The sequence below is a fragment of the Treponema sp. OMZ 838 genome (genome assembly GCF_000775995.1).
GTDB lineage: Bacteria > Spirochaetota > Spirochaetia > Treponematales > Treponemataceae > Treponema.
Genome location: NZ_CP009227.1, coordinates 1675695 through 1698467, shown reverse-complemented (window position 1 = coordinate 1698467; position 22773 = coordinate 1675695). Strand labels below are relative to the sequence as shown.

The following is a 22773-nucleotide window of genomic DNA, read 5'->3' as shown; positions in this document are numbered from 1 at the left end:
ATTTTGCAGAATTGGAGCTATTTCCCTGATGCGTTTACCCGTCTACTGGAAAAATGTGCGAAATTTTGGATAAAATTTCGCACAAAAGGGAGGTAAACGCATCAGGCTATTTTTTCATCAAATCTACGCCTGACTTCCATGCTTGGCCGACTTTTTCTCCGATGGCATAATAGCCGTTTTGGAATTGATCAAAAATGAATGCATTGAGCTTTGACGGTTCAACTTTGCCCTTTTCGTTTAAAACAGCCTCATCTGCAAGAACTCCGACGATTTCCCCGACAACGTAAAAGCCGAACACTGCATTTTTTATCTCTACTACTTTGCACTCAAGCGTAAGGGGAAACTCTTGGATAATCGGTGCGTCCACCTTGGCGCTCTTAACCGCCGTTAAGCCGCTGCGTTCAAATTTATCCGGCATCGTATTTCCGCTTGCAATACCAAAGAAATCCGCTTCCTCGATATGAGGGATATCCGCAACACTGAGGGTGAACGCTTTTTTGTACTTGAGATTCGCCGCAGTCTTATGTTTTTCATCAAGATTCATCAAAACCATATTTTCTGCACAGATACTGCCCCATGCCATATTCATTACATCAACTTTTCCATCCTCACCGTAAGTCGCTATCATGAGTACGGGCATCGGGAATAAAAACGGATGAACTCCCAGCTCTTTTTTTGTATGGCTCTGCATTGTGTCCTCCTATACGCTGTCTTGTTTTTTTAACAGCATGTTCGCATAGAGATTATAAATAAATGGCTGGGCATACGGATCAAAAGGCAAAGCTCTGACAGAAAGAAAAATCGCACTTGCCGTCTCACTCGGTGCACCAACCGATGGACTAATTATATACACCATTAACAATCTGTCTACTTATATGAATCGGGCGCCTGACCAAAATATCCGGCTAATATATCTTTGATATAGTTGTACCGCCGAGCATAAGAATTTTCTACAGGAATAAGGGTAAATCCTTGCTCTTTGCAAATATCTTTTTTCTTCGTGTCATTATCTTTTATGGTCGCATTATTATAATGCTCTCGTCCGTTTAATTCAATCGCAAGGATTGGTTCTTTCTTATTTCTATAGCCGATTTTATAAATCACAAAATCAAAACTGCATCGAAAAAAATAGTCCCGATGAACCGTCCCCGGTTTAAAAATATGCGAAGCTTGTACTTCTGTTTCGACGCAGTATTTTTTATTTTTTAAAGAAATAATTGAAAGTGCATGGTTCAATGTTTCCAAAAAAGCGTCTTCTGTTTCCGTTTTATACGGTTTTGTACCAAGTGCTCGCGAATCATTTGTACAGTTTGTTATCTTGTATGAGCCCTTTGCTTTTACATATTCCGCAAGTTCATAGATATCGTCTGATTTTGTCTTCTCTGCATTCCGGTGCAGCTGATTAAGAACAGTATTATTTGAAAATATCACAAGGCGATCTTTTGCACGGGATGTTGCAACATTGATAAGCTCACCATTATTTTTTAACCACTCGTAAGTTTTATTATTAGTGGTATCGGTCAATGCGAGTGAGAATAGAATAACATCCTTTTCGTCGCCTTGGAATGCATGAACCGTTCCGCAACTGTATTTTTTGGGATTGATACCAGCTTCCTTTATTGAAAATTCTATCTGTTCCTTTTGACTTCTAAACGGAGTAATAATCCCGATACTTTTATCAGGATTATTTTTTATATAATGTACAATCGCTTCCGCTTCTTGTTCGGAAGTATTTTTAAAATTAGTTCTTGTACTATCAACGTTATAAAATACCAATGGTTCCGAAACCGTAGACTCTGATACTATATTTAACCGGTTGTTATAATATTTTTCATTATTGAATTGGATGATTTTTTTATTACAACGATAATGATTATGAAGTAAGATTTCTTCACTGATTGAATCGTTTGCTAAAAAAGTTTTATAGATTGAATTTGTAATATAATCGTAATCGTCAGGAATACTGTATTTTGTTCTTAATGCTTTGTTGATGTTCTCATCCAAGGTAATTACCGGATTAAGCTGCTGCGGATCACCAACCAGCATAAGCGTTTTACCGCGTATAATCGGGATAAGCGATAGAGCTGTATTACACTGACTGGCTTCATCAATTATAGTACAATCAAAACAAAGTTTGCCACTGCCGATTTTATGCGCCGAAATACAAGTAGTTGCAATAATCGGAAAAATCTTTTGCAGTTTGCAAATATTATCATCGACGGATGTATATTTATTAAAAGCCGTAATGCGCTCTTCCTCTTTTTCAAGTTTTAAAATAAGACGAAGATCATCATACTCCGGTTCTGAGAGCTGTTGGATATATCTTGCTGATATATAATAAAGATATTTTAGAAATTCATTTTCATCATTTTCCAAAAGATTAAGAGCATCCTGATCGGAAACCTTGGGGATTTCATTAAGTTTCTTTCTGATTGCATTAAGCTGCTGTCCTTCCAAAACAAGCCGCATTTCCATACTTGTGTTTTTTTCAAGCATTGCTTCAAGTGTATCTTTTCGTTCGGCAAGTTCTACCGTTTCTTGATGATTTTTTAACAATGTCGATAGTTTTTTTGTTCGCTCTATCGTATCGTATTTATTTCGTTCAAGTGTTGTACTATATATTGTAATGTTTGAACATTTTTGATACAGCGTTTCTATATAGTTTAATGCTTCTTTGACTTTCTCATTACTGCCAAGGCGGAGAACAGGAAATGGTATAGTATCGATACTTCCGGAGTGTCTTTTATATTGCAGTGAACTTAAAGTCTGAAACACAGTATCGATTGGATGGTTGTTATACGAAGAAAATAGAACCGTTTTATTGTTAAAGAATGCGGTGATAATAGTGTTTATTATTGTATTGGTTTTGCCCGTTCCGGGCGGTCCTTGCGTATATGATACAGGACTATGCATTGCATTGTGTATGGAAAGCAGCTGATCAAGATTTATTTTTTTATTCAGTAATGTTATAGGTATATCATTTTCATTTTTTTCAATACTATGCAGTTCTCCGAAGAATGCACGTATTGGAATGGAGACCTTACCGGTTTCATACATAGTCAGAATCGATTCATATTCTTTTTCAAGATTGACTTTGACATTTCGTTGTAAATATAAAAAATACGGACGATCATCTATTTTTTCTTTTGAAATTTTTTCCTGAATAATGTTTTCAATTTTTTGCAAGTTTTTATCAAAATCTTTGAGTAGATATAATTCACATGGTTCAAGAAAGCGACGAATACTTTCAATCTTACCGTCGTCCGAATCGGCATTCATATAGAATTCTTTATTAAAAGAAATTTCGTTTGATATTTCTAATGTATGTTTCTCGACATTTAAAAATATTTCACGATACGCAAGTACATATAGCCCTTTCCGGGTATAAAGGCTTAGTTTATTTAGACACAGCTGTCCCTCCATTTGATGTTTTTTCTGCTTTATATTCAGTTTTTTATTAAACGCATCAACAATTTCTCGATACTGCGTATCAGATAAGCGATATTCTTGTGAATTACTGCGGAGGACATTGTCATCTAAATTTTCTATGAGGCAAAAATCATTGTTTAATGACGGAATACTTTCAAATTTATTGCAATCCGCAAGGTAATTGAGAATTTTGAAGTTTGCAGAGCCATCAAATAGTAATTCATACTTTGCAGGATTACAATCAATATCGTCAACAAGATGTTGATTTATCGGCATATATGTACCATTTACAATACTTGCCGATAGTATACGTTCTACAGAAAGCAACATATTATCTGCAAGTGTATACGTATGAAGATGGAGGCCACTGCATTGTAAAGTGTACAATGTTCCGTCCTTATTTTTGAGAATGTCTTTTATTCCTATCCAGAATCGAGAAACTTGCTCACTTTTTTTATTACAGTACTCAACATAGAGCCACTTCCCTTCATATACTGCACGAAAAATTTGTCTTGTAATGTTATTCATAAGAGTATCCGATATTGTTTTTGCTTAGAAGTATAGACATATTAGACCTGTTCGGCAACTGCGTTGCGGAACAGGTAGACGAGTTCTAAATCGCACAAATAGCACGATTTAGAACATCGCACTTCAAGGTAACCTGTTCAGAAACGGAAGTTTTCCTTCCATCCCAGCACCCGCTGCTTCATGCCGGCGATATCCAGTACACCTAAGGCAAATCCTCTGCGTACCAGCTCAGAGGGAACATACTCGTCGTATTTGTCAAAGATGGGAACTTCCCTTTCGTAGACAAGCTCGAGCGGGTCAAAGTTTTGTGCGGCTTCTTCGGCAATAATGCGATAGAATTCTTGTGCGCTTACCTGCATGGTAAACTGTAGGTAGTACGGTCTGGACGGACTCAAGCCTTTGAGCCCAAGCCGTGCACCGCAGCGGAGTTTGAGAAAACGTTCCAACGCGAGAAAGGCATAGCTGCCCAGCTGAGGAAAGAGCGCCCACATAGAGCCTCCGAGGGAAATGAGCGGGTGAGTGTCCATCCCTGCCTTGCTGAACGTATTCCGCGCTTCCTGCAATCGGCACACGGCATGGCGCATCAGGTACGGGTAGCTTTTCCGTTCGGCAAGGACAGTATGCATCCGTTCCAAGATACGGGTATGTATATCGCCTGCCACATCACCGAAATACGCAGGGATATTCCCCTTTACCAGCGTACAGTATACCTCGCGCCGCTGGTGATCCACCTCGTCCACTGCCCACACTCTGCCTGCAATGGCTATCTTCTCGCCCGCAGGCGGCGGCTTGACGATTGTTCCCAGCTCTTCGGAACCGGAACGCACCGTGTATTCGATATTTTCTTGGAACACTGCGTAAAACTTATAATTGTTGACAACCCGCTCCCCGGTAATCCCGACAATCAGCCCGCCGTTTTCCGTGCGGTTGATATGATCAATAGTGATAAGGTGCCGGAGCAAGGTGCGGAAGTCCTCCTGACTGATGCGGCGGAATACCGACAGGGTCAGTACTCTGGAGGCAAGCTCCGCCGGTGTCATCTCACCTGAGGAGGCAAGCGTACTCATGGTCTGGTGATAGAGCAGGGAGAAGGGCAGCTTTTCCGTGCGCGGCGGTTCCACAAAGCGCTCTTCGATATAAAGCTGAATAAGTGCAATCCCTTGAATGAGATACCACGGAATCATCTCCGGCAGCATTGCCCGCGCTTCGGGATGATCTTCCCGCATAACAAACCACATTTCCGAAGGAGTGCCGCGCCGTCCGGTACGACCCATACGCTGTAAAAAACCGGAAACGGTAAAGGGGGCGTCAATCTGGAATGCCCGCTCCAGCCTTCCGATATCAATCCCCAGCTCCAGTGTAGCGGTAGCGCACACACTGATGAGCGAGTCGTCATCCTTCATTTCTTCTTCCGCACTTTCGCGGTACGAAGCGGAAAGGTTGCCGTGGTGAATTAAAAAGCGGTCGGGTTCGTGGTTGACTTCACAGTATTGCCGGAGGTGCTGGCATACGGATTCGCACTCCTCGCGGGAATTGGTAAACACGAGGCATTTTTTACCGCGGGTATGCTCAAAGATATAACCCATCCCCGGATCGGCTGCCTTGGGTGCAGTGTCTGCGGCGGGTTCTACCGTAAGCGCTTCGATGGTAATAGGCCTGCCTTCGTCAGCTTGCGGCTCCGTATTGAAGAAGTGTTCCATCGAAAGCCGCCACACTTCTTTGCCGCCGCCGCATTTGGGGATAACTGTTTCTCTCCCGCTGCCTGCAGCAAGAAAGGCTCCCGCTTCTTCAGGGTTACCGAGTGTGGCGGAAAGCCCAACCCGCCGGGGATTGCAGCCCGCAGTCCGGCAGAGCCGCTCGATCAGGCAAAAGGTTTGCCCGCCGCGGTCGACACGCAGCAGGGAGTGGACTTCATCAATGACGATAAAGCGTAGGTCATGGAACAAAGAGGGTATTTCGCTCTGCTTGGTGATCATCAGCGCTTCAAGGGATTCCGGGGTGATCTGCAAAATCCCCGCCGGTTTACGGAGCAGCTTCCGCTTTTGACTCTGCGGCGCATCACCATGCCATCGCGTTACGGCGATTCCTGCTTCCTCGCAAAGTTCGTTCAACCTCCCGAACTGATCATTGATGAGCGCCTTGAGCGGAGCGATGTACAACACTCCCACCGAGGTAGCAGGCTCTTCGTATAAGAGGCTCAAGATTGGAAAAAACGCCGCTTCGGTTTTGCCGGAGGCTGTGGATGCCGTCAGCAGCACATTGTTATCGGTATTGAAAAGAGCGTCGCCCGCCGCATTCTGCACCGCGCGAAGCGCCTGCCAGCCGGAGCGGTAAATATAATCCTGTATAAAAGGGGCGTATTGATTAAAAATGTCCATCGCTCTTCTACGCACTCACCTTAAATCGTAAACTCGGCATAGTTTTCATCGGTAGTGTCCGATACCGCATCAGACTTTGCGTACGAAAATGTATCGGAGTTTAGTAACTCGATAATGCTCATTTCCGGATTTTGGTACAAAATATCCAGCAACTCGATAAAATCCCGGATTACTTCGCGCGGGGTGATATGCACATCGGCACCGATCCGCTCATATTCAATTCTGATAAATGCTGCCAAGTCGTCCGTGGTGATTTTCTGCTCATAGCCGTAGAGACCGGCGTGCATCGCAGCGAGCTTTTCACAGAGGATCAGCATTTCTTCCGCAGTAATCGGGTCAAGCCGGATTACCGGCGCAAGTAAGTCCCGTGCACCGGGTTTAGAAAACTTCCCCTCTGCAAGACGGGAGCGGAGCGCCTCGTAGCTGTACACACCGCGCCGCTTATCCTCTATCGCCTGCGGTGTTGCCCCCATGATAATACCGAGGTATTTTGCCTTTCCCTGTAAGGTGTCGTTGTACATGGTGAGGAGTTTTTCGTAATTGTACTGGCGCGTGATGGAGTTGGGAACTTTATAAATATTGACGAGTTCGTCGATCATAATCATCATGCCGGAATAGCCCGCCAGCCGGAAAAATGTTGCAAAGAGCTTGAGATACTCGTACCAGTCATCATCCGTAATAATGATATTGACACCGAGTTCTTCCTTTGCTTCACGCTTGAGGGCATATTCGCCCCGGAACCACCGCACTACTTTTGCTTTCGTTTCATCATCGCTCTTGAGGTACGCATGATAATAGGCTGAAAGTAATTGAGCAAACTCAAAACCGTGTACCAGCTCGCTCACCGAAGCGGTTACCGCGTAAATCTTTTGATCGACACGCTCAGTCAGTGCCGGGTCTCCGGGTTGAAGCCCGCTTTCTTGCAAGGCTTCACTTTGCACGCTGCTGATCCACCGCTCCAATATCAGCGTGAGTGCACCGCCCTCCGGTTTTGTCTTTGTGGAAAGATTCCCGATCAGCTCGCGATAAGTTGCAAGCCCCTGTCCCCGCGTTCCTTGCAGCCTCCGTTCCGGAGACAGGTCTGCATCCGCAACAATGAACCCGCGATCCATCACATAATTTCGGATAGCTTGCAGTAAAAAACTCTTCCCCGCGCCATACCGCCCGACAATAAAGCGGAACGAAGCGCCGCCTTCGGAGATAATATCAACATCATGCAGCAAGGCTTGGATTTCATTTTTTCTTCCGACGGTGATATAAGGCAGTCCAATTCTCGGAACAACACCGCCTTTTAAAGACTGCAATACTGTCTGCGCAATCCGCTTAGGAACTTTTCTTTCAGCTTCGTTCATGCTATATCTTCTCCAAATATTCCGATAATATCATCACGATAATCTTCCACAAGGGTAATCGTTTCTCCGTCACATTCCACCGCAGTGTCTCCGATATAATCGAACAGAGCCTCGTTGATAGCATCGGCGATAACGCTCGGCATTCCATGCTGTGCTGCAATCAATTCCTGCACCGGCTCTCCGCGGAGCAGCATTTGCAACACCTGCATTTGCATACCGTCTAACAAACCATCGAATGGAACGGACACTTCGGATGGTTTTGATGCAGCCTCCGGCGTACACTGTGTTTCTTCCTCGGTTAACAGGTTGTCTTGAGTTTCAAGCGCATCCTTTCTGATTTTATCCAGGCCTGAAAAGTTAATCGAGACCTTAGGACGCGCCGCTTCGATTTTTGCTTTCCGATCCGCCTCAATAACCGCTTCTATATAAGGTGCCGCCCACGCCGCTTCTTTTCGCTCTTTTAGCGGATGGCCTGTTTTCAGGTATAAGCGCAGTCTCCGGTCTATTTCATGTAAAAAGTCAGCAATTATCTTTCTATTAAAATAGTAGCTTTGATACGTTATCACATACCATGCTCCCTCTTTAAAGAGATATGATCGAGAAGGATTCAGCTCATATGCGACGGATTTTCTTTTCTTACTATTATCATAGTAAAGTGTGTACTCAAGAGGGTGCCAGTCCTGTGCTCTTCGGCACCCAAAACAAAGTTGAAAAAGTTGTTTTCCATCTTCTTGATATTGAACGGAAGCAAGCCGCCATACGGCTGCAAAGAGGGTGATAGCTTCCATCCCGCGCTCTTGTATCAGCTTCGATTCGGCAGTCTTCTTCCCACCGAACACACAGAGCGCATTAAACACTTCCTGAGCATTGAATTTTTCCGGATAGTGAAGAATTTCAACTGCGGCGTCTTTTTCCAGCATGTCGCTGTCCGCATATTTACGGGTAATATCCGGGGCAAGTCCCTTCAATACAGCGAATTCCAGCATCCAGCGATGAAGCATATCTCGCAGATATTTGTCGCCAAATCCTGAATCGATATACCCTGTTTCAAATTCTTCCATTTTCCTAAGACTGTCTTCCACCGATTTCGTTCCTATCCCATTGAGCAGCTCATACAGATACATCGATACAAACGTTTCGCAGTGCTTCCGATAGTTTCCCTTCCGCAATTCAGTCCGCCATGTAAAATACCCACGCAGCTGAGCTAAAGATAAATTATGATAGGTCGACCAATAATAAGTGCTGATTTCTCCTTTCCAAGGAACATTATCTTCATAGTCCTCCATGAATTTTCCCTGCACATAGAAATTTTTGCATATCTGCTTAAAAGAACCATTCCCATATTGATAGAGATTCTTCATTCTGCGAATTTGCTCCGGAACATACTTTTTCGCTTTTGGTGTTGCGCTGTTTGAAGCTCTATCCGGTGCTGTTTTTTGCGTTGGCTTGGGATTATTACCGAATGATGTGGTTTGTTGTGCTGTTGTATTATCATTCGGTGGTTTTATCGCGAGTGTCTGACCATAGAAAAGCGGCGCGTCCCGATACTGAGCCTGCTCCGTATTGCTGTTATCGAGAATCACCGTGAAGCCGTTTTCTCCATTGAAGCCGCCCGCTTTGTGTATCATCTGCTGCGGTGCCGATTCCAAGTCTTTCGCAAATTTTAATATATCTATCATACCCACACTGTATTTGCCTGCATCTTAAAGAATTTTCTCCAGCGTCAGTAATGCTATTTTTTTATCAAGGCCGCCTGCATAGCCGGTTAAGTTACCGTTCGCTCCGATAACACGATGACAGGGTACGATAATGGAAATGCCATTATGACCGACTGCACCGCCCACCGCCTGTGCGGACATACGGGATAGACCTCGTTGACGGGCAATTTGCTTGGCTATTTCACCGTAGGTAGTTGTATGCCCGTATGGAATAGTACAGAGGATATTCCACACTGCATTTTGGAAATCCGTTCCGTTAAAATGGAACGGCACGGTAAAATCAGGTTCTTTTCCGGAAAAATAGACATCAAGCCATCGCTTTGTTTGCTGTAAAAACGGGGTTTCTTTTTCTTCATGCTGTTCTTCAAGATACTGAGCAAAAAACTTTTCGCCGTTGAACCACACGCCGGTCAAACCTGCGTTGTCTGCTGCCAGTAAAATGTTCCCCAGCGGAGAATCATACCATTGGGTATATGTCATACGTATCCTCGGTTATCACATTTCAAGGCAACCTGTTTTAAAACTCATACGCGAGGGTGAGCCTGATAAAGCTATTGCGGGAAAATTGTCCGAAGTTTCCGGTCTTTTTACCGCCGAAGATACCGACATTACAGTCGATAAGCAAGGTTGCGAGCTGCCAGTGGATACCGGGCATAATGCAAAAGTCTGCGTCCTCAAGCCCGACAATGGCGCCGAGCTTCCATTCCAAGGAATTACGCAAGAGCGTTTGCGATACGGAAAATGCGAGCTTAGTATCCGTTGCTTTTTTGCCGTATTCCACATCGTTGATTTGAGCAACGCTTCTGTTATGATGAAGCCGAATATTTTCCGTTGCGGTCAAACTCACGGTAAAGCCGAGGGGTGCGGAATAGACCGCTCCGATGTTCCACGCAAGCGACGGGTTATATATGGAAGGATTATTGCCTGATAAATCCGAGGTGATATTTGCGGCAAATTCCGCACTGAGCGATACGGGGCCGAGTCCGACACCGTAGTCGATACCGATGTGGTGATAGGGATTATAGAGACCGGCAAAGGTTGTAGGGGTAAGGGTTTCAAACGCAAGCTCCGGCAGCCGACCGTAAAAATACTGAATACCGAAGTCGTGCTTGCCTCCTACGGCAGCCGTAAGCCGCCCGCCGCCCTGCGAATATACGAGGGTATTGGTTTTAACTGTGCTAACCGCACGGGTAAAAAACGACGGGTCGGTTTGCACAATCCGGTCAAACTGCTGCGAATACCAGCGGTCGGTTTTTCCGGTAACAATGCGGTTCCCTTCAAATACCGGCAAATATACGCCTTCCAGTTTGAGATCATACGGAAGGTACACGACTGCGGATATGAGCGGGCGGGCAATTTTCATCTCCTGCGGGGCATACATCAGCGTAAGGTCGGTTTTGTCGCGAGGATTGACGATATCAAGCACGCTCAAATCTTCCGCCCGCCCCCAGTTCATCTTTTGGATGCCGCCGGTAATAACTACCGAACCAAAGAGCATTTTGAGATATGCTTCGTCAATCCACGGAGCAATCTGGGGGCTTTTGGGAAAAACGTCCTGCTCTTTGCCGAGCAAGGGAGCGAGGGTTTTACCGTTAAGCTTAACGCCGAAATAGGCTTCCGTCATCGGCGCGGTTGCGTGAACGTGCAGCTTTCCCTCAACCAGCGAACCGGGCTGCACATCCTTAAAAGTCTTAAAATCATTAAAATAAAACGAGCCGCCGAGGGAAAGCTTTCCGCCGATATCAATCGAAAAAGCACTGCCCGATTCCATCTCGCTGTCAAAGCCGAAGTCATCGGCCGCCTCTTCCGCATTCAACGCTGCCGCACAGCACAAAAAAACAAAATGCTTATTACTATGGAATTTTTTTTCATTTAAGTCGCTCCAGTGATTACAACTTAGACAGCGGCACCATCTCCGGCGCCGTATTTTCCCCTTCCATTGCAGAAAATTCGCTGAGCAGTTTCTTACCGCCGGAAGATATCCTCGTCGGTATTTTTATGATGACCTTGAGGTAGAGGTCGCCGGTTCTGCCGCTTGCAGCGGGGACACCTTCTCCGCGCACCTTGAGCGCATCGCCGTGCTGCGTACCGGCGGGAATTTTTACCGTCAGGCGCTTATCGTTCAGCGATTTTACGGATATCTCTCCTCCGAGCGCGGCTTGCGTCATCGAGATGGGAATTACACAGTACAGGTCGTTCCCGTGCCGTTCAAATAAGTGATGAGGCTTAATAAAGATGAATACGTAGAGGTCGCCGTAATCGCCACCGCCTGAACCTGCGTTTCCTTGTTTGGGAATGGTGATACGCTTTCCTTCTTCGACACCGGCGGGAATCGTGATGATAATTTTTTGCTTTTTCCGCTCTAAGCCGGAGCCGCCGCATTTTTTACACGGGTTTTCGATAATAGTTCCCGAGCCGCCGCATCGCCGGCAGGTGCTCGCAATGGAGAAAAAGCCGGTGTTCTGCCGTACCTGTCCGGTACCCTTACAGTCGGGGCACATCTTTCTGCCGCCCCCGCCGGCGCTTCCCGATCCTTTGCACTCCGTACAATGCTCATCACGTGAATACTGTATTTCAATCTTCTTGCCGTATACGGCATCGGTAAAATCGATCTGCAAGTCATACCGGAGGTTTGCACCCCGTGCGGGGCCGCTGCTCCGTGAAGAACCGCGGCTCGATGAACCGAACCCGCCGAATCCTCCGAACCCGCCTCCGCCGAATAAGCTTTCGAACAAGTCGGAAAGCCCGCCTCCGCCGCCGAAGATGTCTTCAAAACCTTGGAATGCAGACGGATCAAAACCGCCGCCCATATTTTTAACACCGTCAAAACCGTATTGGTCATAGACGCTGCGTTTTTTGTCGTCAATAAGCACTTCGTAGGCTTCAGTCGCCTCTTTAAATTTTTCTTCCGCTTCTTTATTTCCGGGGTTTTTATCGGGGTGATATTGAATTGCCAATTTACGGTAGGCTTTTTTTATTTCATCGGCGGTAGCGGTCTTTGCTACGCCCAATACCTCATAATAATCTCGTTGTGCCAAAATAAGCTCCGTCTAGGGTAAACGCAGCAAACGATTTTTTAGTATATCCCGCAGAATCTATGGGCTGTTCAACCAGAATTTCGCCGCTTCGCGGCTCAAATGGTCTCACAGCCCATAGATTCTGCGATTTATTTTTATCTGTTTGCTGCATTTACCCTTATCTTAAAAAAATATGCTGGCATCTGCCTCGCCTATTTCTAAAAGGCTAACGGAAAGTCTATTCTTAACAACAATAGTCTCTCCGTCTGCGCTTTGTTTCTATTTATTTGTTACGCTTACCCTTATTGTAAAAAAAATATGCGAAATTTTCAAGAAAAATTCAAGAAAATTTCGCATAGAAGAAAAACCGTGGGGTTATTTATCTTCGTCTTTTACGACTTCGTAGTCAACGTCGTCGGCGGTTCCCTTGGTGGGGCCGCTTTCGGCAGCGCCGCCTGCTGCACCTGCTCCGGCAGCTCCCGCTGCACCGGCGCCCTGCTGCTTGTACATTTCTTCTGCAATCTTGTACGCAGCCTGCTGGAGTGCTTCGGTCTTGGACTTGATGTCGGCAGTATCTCCGCCTTCAATCGCCTTCTTTAAAGCGGCAACAGCTTCTTCGATGCGCTGCTTGTCGGCGGCGTTCACCTTATCGCCCATTTCCTTCAAAGTCTTTTCAGTCTGGTAGATCATCGAGTCGGCCTCGTTGCGTACCTCAACCTTTTCGCGCTCTTTCTTGTCGTTTTCGGCGTTGGCTTCCGCTTCCTTCACCATGCGGTCGATTTCGCTTTCGCTCAAGCCGCTGGAGCTTTCGATGCGGATGTGCTGCTCTTTACCGGTTCCAAGGTCTTTTGCGGAAACGTGCACGATACCGTTCGCGTCGATGTCAAAGGTAACTTCAATCTGCGGAACACCGCGGGGAGCCGGAGGAATACCGACCAAGTCGAAGTTGCCGAGCGTCCGGTTCTGGCTTGCCATACCGCGCTCACCCTGCAACACATGGATGGAAACCGCGGTCTGTCCGTCAGCCGCAGTCGAGAACACCTGACTCTTGCGGGTAGGAATGGTGGTGTTGCGGTTAATCAACGGAGTGAATACGCCGCCCATCGTTTCGATACCGAGCGAAAGCGGGGTAACGTCCAAGAGCAGCACGTCTTTGACATCGCCGCCCAAGATACCGCCCTGGATAGCAGCGCCGACCGCAACCGCTTCATCGGGGTTTACACCTTTTGAACCTTCCTTGCCGAAAATCTCTTTGATAATCTGAGCAACCTTCGGCATACGGGTGGAACCGCCGACCAGCAGGATTTCGTCAATCTGGCTTGCTTCAAGGCCTGCATCCTTTAAGGCTTTGCGGCACGGTTCTTTGGTGCGTTCAAACAGGTCATCGGTCATCTGCTCGAACTTTGCGCGGGTCAGTGTTTTCTGCAAGTGCTTGGGGCCGTTCGCATCGGCGGTGATGAACGGAAGGTTGATTTCCGTTTCCGCACGGCTGGAAAGCTCTATCTTTGCTTTTTCCGCCGCTTCGCGGAGCCGCTGCAATGCCATACGATCCTTTGAAAGATCGATGCCCTGTTCTGCCTTGAACTCTTTTTCGAGCCATTCGACAATGCGGTTATCAAAGTCGTCGCCGCCCAAGTGGGTGTCGCCGTTGGTCGATTTAACCTCGAATACACCGTCGCCCAATTCCAAAATCGAAATATCGAAGGTACCGCCGCCAAGGTCGTATACCGCAATAACCTTCTCTTTCTTTGAATCCTTGTTAAAGCCGAATGCAAGTGAAGCTGCCGTCGGTTCGTTGATAATACGCTTTACATCCAACCCTGCGATTTTACCGGCATCCTTTGTAGCCTGGCGCTGTGCGTCGTTAAAGTACGCAGGTACCGTGATAACCGCTTCGGTTACCGGTTCGCCTAAGTAGTCTTCTGCCGTTTTCTTCATCTTCTGCAGGATAAACGCTGAAATTTCCTGCGTGGAATATTTTTTGCCGTCCACTTCGATACGGACATCATCTCCCTGCGGTACGATTTTATATGGAACACGCTTTAATTCGTCGGTTAATTCACTGTACCGATGGCCGATAAAGCGCTTTACCGAATAGATGGTACCTTCGGGATTGGTAATCATCTGGTTTTTAGCAGGCTGACCGACAATCCGTTCGTCTTTTTTGAATGCGACGATAGAGGGTGTGGTGCGTCCTCCTTCGGCATTTGGGATAACGACGGGTTCTCCGCCTTCCATAATTGCAACACAAGAGTTGGTTGTTCCTAAGTCAATTCCGATAATTTTTCCCATAATAAAAACTCCTTCTTATATATCCCGTGCGGGATACTATCTTATAGTCTTATAGACGGCTCCGAAAAGCGCATTTGAGCGTACTCGGAAGCCTGTTATTTTTTCTCTGCCGGTGCAGGCATCAATACCATTACCTTTGCCGGACGGAGAATCCGTTCCTTCAATTTATAGCCCTTTTGCAATTCCGCGCCGACGGTCGGTTCCGTAACCTCCGCCGAGGGATTTGTCGCAACGGCTTCGTGAATGTCGGGGTTAAAGGGCTTCCCCTGCGCTTCGTAATACTGCAGCCCGTACTTTGATTCCAGCAGCGAGGATAAGCCGCTCCGGATCATCATAACACCCTGCATAAAAGCAGCGGCGCTTTCTTCCCCTGCCTTTTTACCGGCCTCGATAGCGCGGTCAAAGTCATCCAATATCAGCAAGAGGTCGGAAATCAAATTCGTGTTTGCGTAGTCGATTGCCTCCTGTTTTTCCTTTATCATGCGCTTACGGTAGTTATCGAAATCCGCCGCTTTGCGCAGATATTGATCCTGCAATTCCCTGCATTTTGCTTCCAGAGATGCGAGCTTGTCGGCATCGGACGGCTCCGGCTTTGCTTCCTTTGACGCTTCCGTATCCGGAGCGGTTCGTCCGGCAGCCTCTTTTCCATGCTCCCGATTGCCGGTTTGCTGTTCCGGCGCCGCATACTGTCCGGCATTTTCCGTGCTGTTACCGTGCGGATTCGCACCGGCAGCTTTTTTACCGGCTTCGGAGTCCGTGTTCATACCGTTCTGCTCTACCGGTTGGGCTTCGCACTCCTGCGCATGCTTTTTTTCATGTTTTTTTGTCATTCCCTTCCTCAAATTATCCGGCGCTTTATCTGCCTGTCGGCCGAATTGCCGTTTTATTCCTTATTTGACAGATAGAAAATACTAACGGAATCGCAAATGGTCAAGAAAAAAATCAATGTTAAAATCGACGTTAATAAGCAATGAATCCATACAATTTACCTTTAATCGGTATTATGATAGTATCCGGCTGAGGCGGATAGAGCAGTGTAAGCACCGCATTAGTAAATCTCACCGGAACTTGTAAAACAGGAACTGTGGATACAATACCTACTGAACTTAATATGAAAAGAAGGAGGCTTCTCCTATGCGTAAACTTCTTATTTTTTTGGCAGCCATCGTTTTATGTGCCGGATGTGAAAATTATCAAGCCGATATTGACACCTATTTAAGTTATTGGGCAACAGAGGCTGCAATTGTCCGGTCTGGCTTTGATCCTGCAATCACCGTACAAACCGATACAGACACAATACAGAGTATTCCTTCATCAAGCGATGTAACGGTAACATTTACCGTTCGTAATCCCAAAAACTTCACCTTTCAGCTGCCCGGAGATGCAGGCGCCCCTACCGATATTATCGTTTTTCCCACAGACGTTGCCGGCACAACGACAAGCAGCCCAAAACAACCCGATGATTATGAACTGACACAGGATTCATACAGTCAATTAACGCTCACATATAAAAAGGAATTTTTACAAAAACATGAATACGGCAAAAAGAATATCGGGCCGACGATTACGCTGTATGCCAAAGACGGCAGAAAATTTTCAGAAACATTTAAGATCAATGTAAAAGCAAATACCCCGCCGCCCAATCTTACCTATCGGGCAATCGGCAAGACTGCTGTCCCTGATGGAAGCGGCCAGCATTACTATGTGTTGTTCCTTCAAGCACAGGGTATGGATACGGAGATAAACGGCTCGGCACTTCTGCATAAGGATATTGCACAGGTTTCTATTGCTGAAGGAGACGGTTCATACGTGCAAGTACCGCTAACGGTAAAAGAAGATAAAAGCGGGTTCGACATCAGCGGCGCAGGCGGGCGCTTGTTAGAAGCCGGCGCAACGGCTCAATTAGCGCTTACAGATGTTGAGTCTGGTGTAACGCCCGATACATTGCCGCCTTCAACTGAAAAATGGATTATCAGAATAAAAACGGATGTCGAGGTTCGCGGCGCGGTAAAGCAGTACCGGTTTCGGCTGCAAGATGAAGCCGGACTGTTTTCCGAAGATGAACTTGTCGCTTCTACCAGTACCAATAAAGTTAGTCCGGTACTTATAGCCGTTCAGACCGGCAATTGGACAACAACAACGAAGAGCGGAAGTGAAACCGATCCGCATGAAATAGTCTATGACCCGCGTGTACAAAAAGTAGTACTGCAAGCGTCAACAGCTACAACCGGAGCTACGGTAGAATATAAATTGGAACGCAACAGTTCGGTTGTAAGCAAAAGCTCCGGACAAACACCTCAAACGATAGAATTACCTGCTGTTCCGGATGCTGTGTATAAGCTTACGGTATGGGCGGAAAAAGAGGGCTATGATAAGAGTTCGGATGTAGTCGTATACTATAAAACAAAACGCAATAACACACTGGAAATAAGCGCGGGACAGAACGCTTGGAAACAGCTTAAAGCTGCCGTTGCAGCGGTTGAAGATGGAGATGTTATCTCTATAAACGGTACAATTAAAGCAACCAATGCTGACGGCAACAACGGTGCAATCGAAATAACCAAGAAGGTTACGATAAAAGGCAATGATGCAACTATCGATATGCTCGATGCAAATAAAGATGAGCTCAGTACGAGTGCCCATCGTATTTTCACTATCAAAAATGGCGGTGAACTGATACTTGAAAAACTTACCCTCAAAAACGGTAAAGCGGCAGGTACAGGCAACCAAGGCCGCGGCGGCGCAATGCTGATAGAAAGCGGCGGAACCTTGACAATGACAGATTGTATCGTGCAGGAGTGCATCGCAGCAAATAGCGGCGGCGGTATCGACAATAAAGGCATCTTAACAATAAATGGCGGAATGGTTGGAAGTATTACTGCAGGAAGCGGAAACCACGCAAGCATGGGTGGGGGAATATTCCTAGACCAAGGTAGCTGTACACTCAACGGAGTTGCAGTGCAAAAAAATACAATTGGTACGGGAATCATCAATAGAGGTCCTGGAATATACCTGAGTAAGCCCTCTTCCGGTAGCGCTGCACTTACTATAACAGGTAGGACACAGATTGGAGACAATACGACAGGGTCAAATACTTTGTGTCTAGGAGCTCGCTCCGCTTCTCAAAGCGCTTTTGTAACGGCAAAAGACTTGGCGATAGGTTCCTATATCAATATTGAGCCGCAGAACTATGGTGCTCAAAAGAATACAACCTTGGTAAAGCTACCTAATGGGTATGCTGCTGCATATAATTATTATTTCCATTTAACAGAGGCGGGCTCACAGGCGGAGGACTGGGTATTAATTTCGAACGACGATGATAAGGAGCTTGTATTGAAAAAAGGAACGGCGATAGCAGGAGGCGGTTCCGGTGCTTGGAAGCATCTCAAAGATGCAATAACTGAGGCAGAGGTAGGTGATACGATTGTTGTAGATGGTGAAATTACAGCTAGTACTCTTTCCGGTAACTATGGCGAGATTTCTGTAACCAAGAGCATCACCATACGCGGTAATAAAGGCCGTGCCTACGATATTCTCGACGCAAATAAGGGAGAACTCGGTGCAAATGCACACCGTATCTTTAATGTAACGGGTTCCGGTACAAAGCTTACGCTCGAAAACATCACTCTTCAAAACGGCAAGGCTGCGGGGGGAGGCGACAATGGTATGGGCGGCGGTATCTTCTGTAAGAATATTAAAGAGCTAACGATAAAGGGCTGCGTTATTATGGACTGCGAGGCAGATATAGAAGGCGGTGGAATATGTGTAGCTGCATCGGGCGGTGTCAACACGAAAGCTGTTATAACTGAGACAATTATTTCGCGTAATACGGCAGGTTTGCGAGGCGGCGGTATTGCATTCAACCCTTCTAATGTAACATCACATATAACGGGAGTTTTGGATAACATTACCGTAGAAAGTAATAGCCTTACAAGTATGGCTCCTAATACTAACAACGGCGGTGCGGGGATATATTTTGGCGGAGGTTATAACGATAACTCAGAGTATACCGTCAAGGGCGGCAGTGTTGAAGACAATAATGCAGGCATTTTCAGCGGCGGCGGTGCTTACATAAAAACAAATACAAGCGGTTCTGTAAACGGTACGCTGACTTTAACAGACGGCGCGCGTATTTCGAAGAATAGCGCCGAAAACGGTGGCGGCATCGCGGTACGTAGCGCAAAGCTTATTATAGAGCCAGGCTGTACTATCGGCGGCGAACAGGACTATAACGGAACGGATCCCAGTAAAGCAAAAGGCAATACGGCAAAAACTTCAGGCGGCGGTATCTCCGTGGGAGAAAAAGGCGTATGCACAATTAAAGAAGGTGTTACTATCCGGCATAATAGAGTGACTCAAGGGGCATCAACTGTGAACGGCGGCGGCGGCTTACATATCTACGGTACCAGTAGCCCAGCTGATAGCGGTACGGTTACCATAACAGGTACGCAGGAGAAACCGGTTCGTATTGCAGACAATGAGGCTCGCGGATCAACCGGTGTCGGCGGAGGCATCGCAAACAACGGAACGATAACACTTACCCATGTGCATATCAGCGGTTGTAAAGCGCCCGACTCTGGAGGTCTCGGCGGGGGCATTTATGTCCGGCGCGGAGCGTGTACGCTTATCGATAGTAATGTGAACGGCTGTGAGGCATCGGTCGCAGGCGGCGGTATGTACGTATATAAAGGCGCGGATGGAGCGGGAGAATTTACAATGCAAAGAAGTACTCGCATTGTTCCTTCCGACGATAATATAAAGGGGAAAAATGATATATTTTTGAAAAATGATTATGACGATGTTTATATTAAGCTTTCCGGCAAATTGACCGGTGCAAGACCTGTCGGACGCATTACGGTACCGGATACAAAGTACAACGCTTCAACCAAAGTCCTTCACAGCGATATTACCGTTGACGAAAACTATAAAAAGTTCACGGTAACGCCGGGGGGCTCTCCCAGTCAAAATTGGTATGTCGGCTCGGACGGTAAACTGACCACGACAGAACCTTCTCCCTAACCGTGCCTACGCACTAGCAAGAAAGAGACGAGTAGGATAAAAACTATACCTGAGTTTTTAGAAATGCCCAAATAGGAATTCCCATTGATAATCTTCATTAAGAATTATCAATGGGAACGTTTTCCATGGCTTCCAAGCCCCTGTCCATGCCGATGCTTTTGTGTTAGTATCATTACAAATGACTGTCATTATTATTGGCGCAGGCGTAACAGGGGTTGAGCTTGCCCGAAGATTAATCGCAAAAAAGCATAATGTGGTTCTTATCGAACAAAATCAAGAAACCGCCCGCCATGCAGCCAACCGCTTGGACTGTATCGTAACGGAGGCGAGCGGTAACGATCCGAAAGTTTTAACCGAGGCCGGTATCCAACGGGCAGACGCGCTGGTTACCCTTACCGACAGTGACGAACTGAATATGATTATCTGCGGTGTTGCCGAATCTCTTGCTCCCAAGGTACTGAAGATTGCCCGCGTAAGAAATGAAAATTACGTTGCATCGCTGAACACTGGAAAAGACCGTACGTTGGGTATCGATTTTTTGGTGCATCCCGACCAAGAAGCAGCACTCGCCATCATTAATGCCGTTGAGCACGGGGCTGTCAGTGATATTATCGCCTTCGAAGATTCTCCGTATCAGCTCACCTGTTTTACTATCGGTGCAAACAGTAAGCTGGATGGAGTTATATTACAAAACATCCGCAGTATTATCGATGATCCCTTTGTTGTCGTCGCTGTAGAAGATGAGAATAAAACCGCTATTCCTTCGGGAGGAACCGTGCTCCATGCCGGTATGCGGATTTCGATTCTGACACTGCCGAACTATATCGAGCGGTTCTATGCGCTTGCCGGGTTCACGGTTAAACCCATCAAAAAGATTGCCCTAGTCGGAATTGGGAAGGTCGGTAAACGGGTCGCAGCAAGCCTTATCGAAAAACATTCGTTCGGTATGTTTAAACGCTTATTCGGTCTGCGTACCAAATCCCGTTGGGAAGTTGCCATTATCGATAAAGACAGCAGCCTTGCAAAGCATGCAGCAGAGGAATATCCGGACGCGCGTATCTATAGCGGCGACGTTACCGACGAATCATTTATAGAAGAAATTGCGCTTAATTCCTTCGATCTCGTTATCAATGCAACACAAAACTACGAACTGAACATGATTACCTCTGCGTATCTGAAAACGCTTGGGATCCCCAAAACCATTGCGTTGGTGCAAAGCTCCGTGATGTCGAACGTAGCATATAAGATCGGTGTGGACGTGGCGATTCCGCTCAAAGACGTTACGGTTGACGTTATTATGAGCCATCTGGGCGGTAAGCACCTTACCCGTATTCATACCATGGGTGCAGGTGAACTTGAGATAGTCGAAGTTATTATTTCCGAGCACTCGGAAGCGGTAGAGAAAAGCCTGAAAGACATTGCAATGCCCGGAGTGTTCCTCATACTGCTCATTACGAACGAAACAGGCTGCCGTATCCCCGGCGGAAATACCGTCCTTGAAGCGGATGACAAACTCGCTATTATCGTACAAGTCGCAAAAAGCGACGAAGTGATTAAATATTTCGCCGGTAAAAAATGAAATTTCTCCAATGTTTAACCATCATTTTTATGATTCTTTCGATTGTTGCCGGAAGTTTTTTGATTCCGGTTGCAGTTGCCGTATTTTTGCATGAATGGAATATGCTGCCGGCGTTTTTTATACCGATGGCTGTGTTATGGGTAATAACAATTCTCTTATTTATAAGAACAAAGCGGCAGCCGATTCGGCTTACCGTGCGCGAAGGAATCCTTTTGGTAAGCGCCGCATGGCTCGGCGCGGGCTTATTGGGTGCGGTTCCGTTCATGCTGTCGGGATTTGTGCCGCACTTTAGCGATGCGTTTTTTGAATCGGTTTCGGGTTTTACGACCACCGGCGCGAGCGTCTTACAGAACATCGAAAGCTACCCGATGGCGCTGCGGGTATGGCGTACGCAAATGCACTGGCTCGGCGGTATGGGGATTGTTGCCTTAACCGTGGCCTTGTTCCCGCTGCTCGGTGTCGGCGGTTTTCAGCTGATAAAAAGTGAGACAAGCGGCCCCGATAAGGGAAAGGTAACGGCAAAAATTACGCATACGGCAAAAGCACTCTGGTTTATTTACTTGGGAATGACGGTCTTGCAAATTATCCTTTTGTGTATTGCGGGGATGCCATTCTTAGAAGCAATGTGTCACAGCTTTTCCACGCTCGGAACCGGCGGGTTTTCAACGCAAAATACCAGCGTCGGATACTATAACTCGGCAGCCATCGAGATTATCTGTACGGTGTTTATGTTTTTAGCGGGTGTGAATTTCAGCCTCTACTTCCACCTTTTTACCGGAAAGCCGGAAGAATTTTTTAGGAATTCCGAATTACGGGCGTATATCCGTATCGCGCTTTTTACAGGAATCGGCATTGCATTAGTGCTTGTACCGGTTTACGGATTGTCGGCAGCATTTCGCCACAGTTTTTTCCATGTCGCATCGATTATGACAACCACCGGATTTTCTACGGTAAACTACTGTGCATGGCCTGCCTTTGCACAAGCGCTTCTCTTTTTACTGATGTTTACCGGCGGGTGTTCCGGTTCGACAGCGGGCGGCATCAAAGTGATCCGCTGGGTTATTTTACGCAAGCAAGCCTTAAACGAAATGCAGCGTCTTTTGCATCCACATGGCGTGTTCAGTATCCAACTGAACCGCCGCCCGGGACGGAAAGACGTTGTATACAGCGTTGCCGGTTTTATGTTCGTCTATTTTGTATGTCTATTGGTAACGTTTTTGACGGCTGCCTTAACCGGCGCGGATCTCCTTACCGACATAACGGCAGCACTTACATTGGTCGGTAATATCGGCGCTGCATTCGGCAGAGTCGGCAGCGGCGGAGACTTTTCGTTCTTTCCGCATTGGGCAAAGGTTGTGTTCTCTTTTTCTATGCTGGCAGGCCGTTTGGAACTGTACACCATCGTTATCTTATGCGTACCTGCCTTTTGGCGCCGATAAGCGGATAAAAACAAAAAAGCTC

The 22773-nt window shown here is 46.6% G+C and carries 13 protein-coding genes and 1 pseudogene; 4 read left to right on the top strand and 10 right to left on the bottom strand.

From position 1 onward, the window contains the following. Nucleotides 1-106: 106 nt before the first annotated feature. A complete protein-coding gene (locus QI63_RS07635; RefSeq protein WP_044015239.1) occupies nucleotides 107-691 on the bottom strand; it encodes a flavin reductase family protein in 585 nt (194 codons plus the stop codon). A 61-nt stretch (nucleotides 692-752) separates the two neighbouring features. Between QI63_RS07635 and QI63_RS13545 the strand changes: the two are divergent. After that, a pseudogene (locus tag QI63_RS13545) lies at nucleotides 753-830 on the top strand (flavodoxin family protein); the annotation flags it as partial. 37 nt (nucleotides 831-867) lie between these two features. On the opposite strand, the gene QI63_RS07630 reads toward QI63_RS13545, so the two are convergent. From QI63_RS07630 to grpE, 9 genes are all read right to left on the bottom strand, one after another. Then, nucleotides 868-3705 (bottom strand): AAA domain-containing protein, encoded by a 2838-nt coding sequence (locus QI63_RS07630; protein WP_235619657.1) that lies wholly within the window; start codon nucleotides 3703-3705, stop codon nucleotides 868-870. A 389-nt stretch (nucleotides 3706-4094) separates the two neighbouring features. Next, complete coding sequence (locus QI63_RS07625) at nucleotides 4095-6335, bottom strand: DEAD/DEAH box helicase (protein WP_044015235.1); 2241 nt, start codon at nucleotides 6333-6335, stop codon at nucleotides 4095-4097. Between the two features lie 20 nt (nucleotides 6336-6355). Continuing rightward, nucleotides 6356-7687, bottom strand: coding sequence for an ATP-binding protein (locus QI63_RS07620; protein WP_044015233.1), 1332 nt, complete (start codon nucleotides 7685-7687; stop codon nucleotides 6356-6358). Then, nucleotides 7684-9366 carry a TerB N-terminal domain-containing protein gene (locus QI63_RS07615; protein WP_052185513.1) on the bottom strand — a complete coding sequence of 561 codons (1683 nt, stop codon included), beginning with the start codon at nucleotides 9364-9366 and terminating at the stop codon, nucleotides 7684-7686. The genes QI63_RS07620 and QI63_RS07615 overlap by 4 nt, the downstream gene beginning before the upstream one ends. Before the next feature lie 24 nt (nucleotides 9367-9390). Further along, on the bottom strand, nucleotides 9391-9885 hold the full coding sequence (locus QI63_RS07610; RefSeq protein WP_044015231.1) for a methylated-DNA--[protein]-cysteine S-methyltransferase: 495 nt from the start codon (nucleotides 9883-9885) through the stop codon (nucleotides 9391-9393). A gap of 37 nt (nucleotides 9886-9922) precedes the next feature. Continuing rightward, nucleotides 9923-11221, bottom strand: a complete 1299-nt coding sequence (locus QI63_RS07605) for a hypothetical protein (protein WP_044017188.1) — start codon at nucleotides 11219-11221, stop codon at nucleotides 9923-9925. A gap of 73 nt (nucleotides 11222-11294) precedes the next feature. Beyond that, nucleotides 11295-12443 carry a molecular chaperone DnaJ gene (gene dnaJ / locus QI63_RS07600; RefSeq protein ID WP_044015229.1) on the bottom strand — a complete coding sequence of 383 codons (1149 nt, stop codon included), beginning with the start codon at nucleotides 12441-12443 and terminating at the stop codon, nucleotides 11295-11297. A gap of 354 nt (nucleotides 12444-12797) precedes the next feature. Next, nucleotides 12798-14714: a molecular chaperone DnaK gene (gene dnaK / locus QI63_RS07595; protein ID WP_044015227.1), complete on the bottom strand. Its 1917-nt coding sequence runs from the start codon at nucleotides 14712-14714 to the stop codon at nucleotides 12798-12800. 95 nt (nucleotides 14715-14809) lie between these two features. After that, nucleotides 14810-15544 (bottom strand): nucleotide exchange factor GrpE, encoded by a 735-nt coding sequence (grpE, locus tag QI63_RS07590; protein ID WP_044015225.1) that lies wholly within the window; start codon nucleotides 15542-15544, stop codon nucleotides 14810-14812. Nucleotides 15545-15848: 304 nt separating this feature from the next. Between grpE and QI63_RS07585 the strand changes: the two genes are divergently transcribed. The 3 genes from QI63_RS07585 to QI63_RS07575 all read left to right on the top strand — a co-directional run bounded on the left by QI63_RS07585 (nucleotide 15849) and on the right by QI63_RS07575 (nucleotide 22751). Beyond that, nucleotides 15849-19733 (top strand): right-handed parallel beta-helix repeat-containing protein, encoded by a 3885-nt coding sequence (locus QI63_RS07585; RefSeq protein WP_044015223.1) that lies wholly within the window; start codon nucleotides 15849-15851, stop codon nucleotides 19731-19733. 106 nt (nucleotides 19734-19839) lie between these two features. Beyond that, a complete protein-coding gene (gene trkA, locus QI63_RS07580) occupies nucleotides 19840-21312 on the top strand; it encodes a Trk system potassium transporter TrkA (protein ID WP_369792412.1) in 1473 nt (490 codons plus the stop codon). Then, entirely contained in the window at nucleotides 21309-22751 is a 1443-nt protein-coding gene (locus QI63_RS07575; RefSeq protein ID WP_044015219.1) for a TrkH family potassium uptake protein, read from the top strand. The genes trkA and QI63_RS07575 overlap by 4 nt, the downstream gene beginning before the upstream one ends. Nucleotides 22752-22773: the final 22 nt, after the last annotated feature.

Coding starts and splice junctions, on each gene's coding strand:
- QI63_RS07575 (WP_044015219.1), top strand. CDS start 21,309: ATGAAATTTCTCCAATGTTTAACCATCATTTTTATGATTCTTTCGATT.
- QI63_RS07585 (WP_044015223.1), top strand. CDS start 15,849: ATGCGTAAACTTCTTATTTTTTTGGCAGCCATCGTTTTATGTGCCGGA.
- dnaK (WP_044015227.1), bottom strand. CDS start 14,714: ATGGGAAAAATTATCGGAATTGACTTAGGAACAACCAACTCTTGTGTT.
- QI63_RS07615 (WP_052185513.1), bottom strand. CDS start 9,366: ATGATAGATATATTAAAATTTGCGAAAGACTTGGAATCGGCACCGCAG.
- QI63_RS07635 (WP_044015239.1), bottom strand. CDS start 691: ATGCAGAGCCATACAAAAAAAGAGCTGGGAGTTCATCCGTTTTTATTC.
- QI63_RS07625 (WP_044015235.1), bottom strand. CDS start 6,335: ATGGACATTTTTAATCAATACGCCCCTTTTATACAGGATTATATTTAC.
- QI63_RS07630 (WP_235619657.1), bottom strand. CDS start 3,705: ATGCCGATAAATCAACATCTTGTTGACGATATTGATTGTAATCCTGCA.
- grpE (WP_044015225.1), bottom strand. CDS start 15,544: ATGACAAAAAAACATGAAAAAAAGCATGCGCAGGAGTGCGAAGCCCAA.
- QI63_RS07620 (WP_044015233.1), bottom strand. CDS start 7,687: ATGAACGAAGCTGAAAGAAAAGTTCCTAAGCGGATTGCGCAGACAGTA.
- QI63_RS07610 (WP_044015231.1), bottom strand. CDS start 9,885: ATGACATATACCCAATGGTATGATTCTCCGCTGGGGAACATTTTACTG.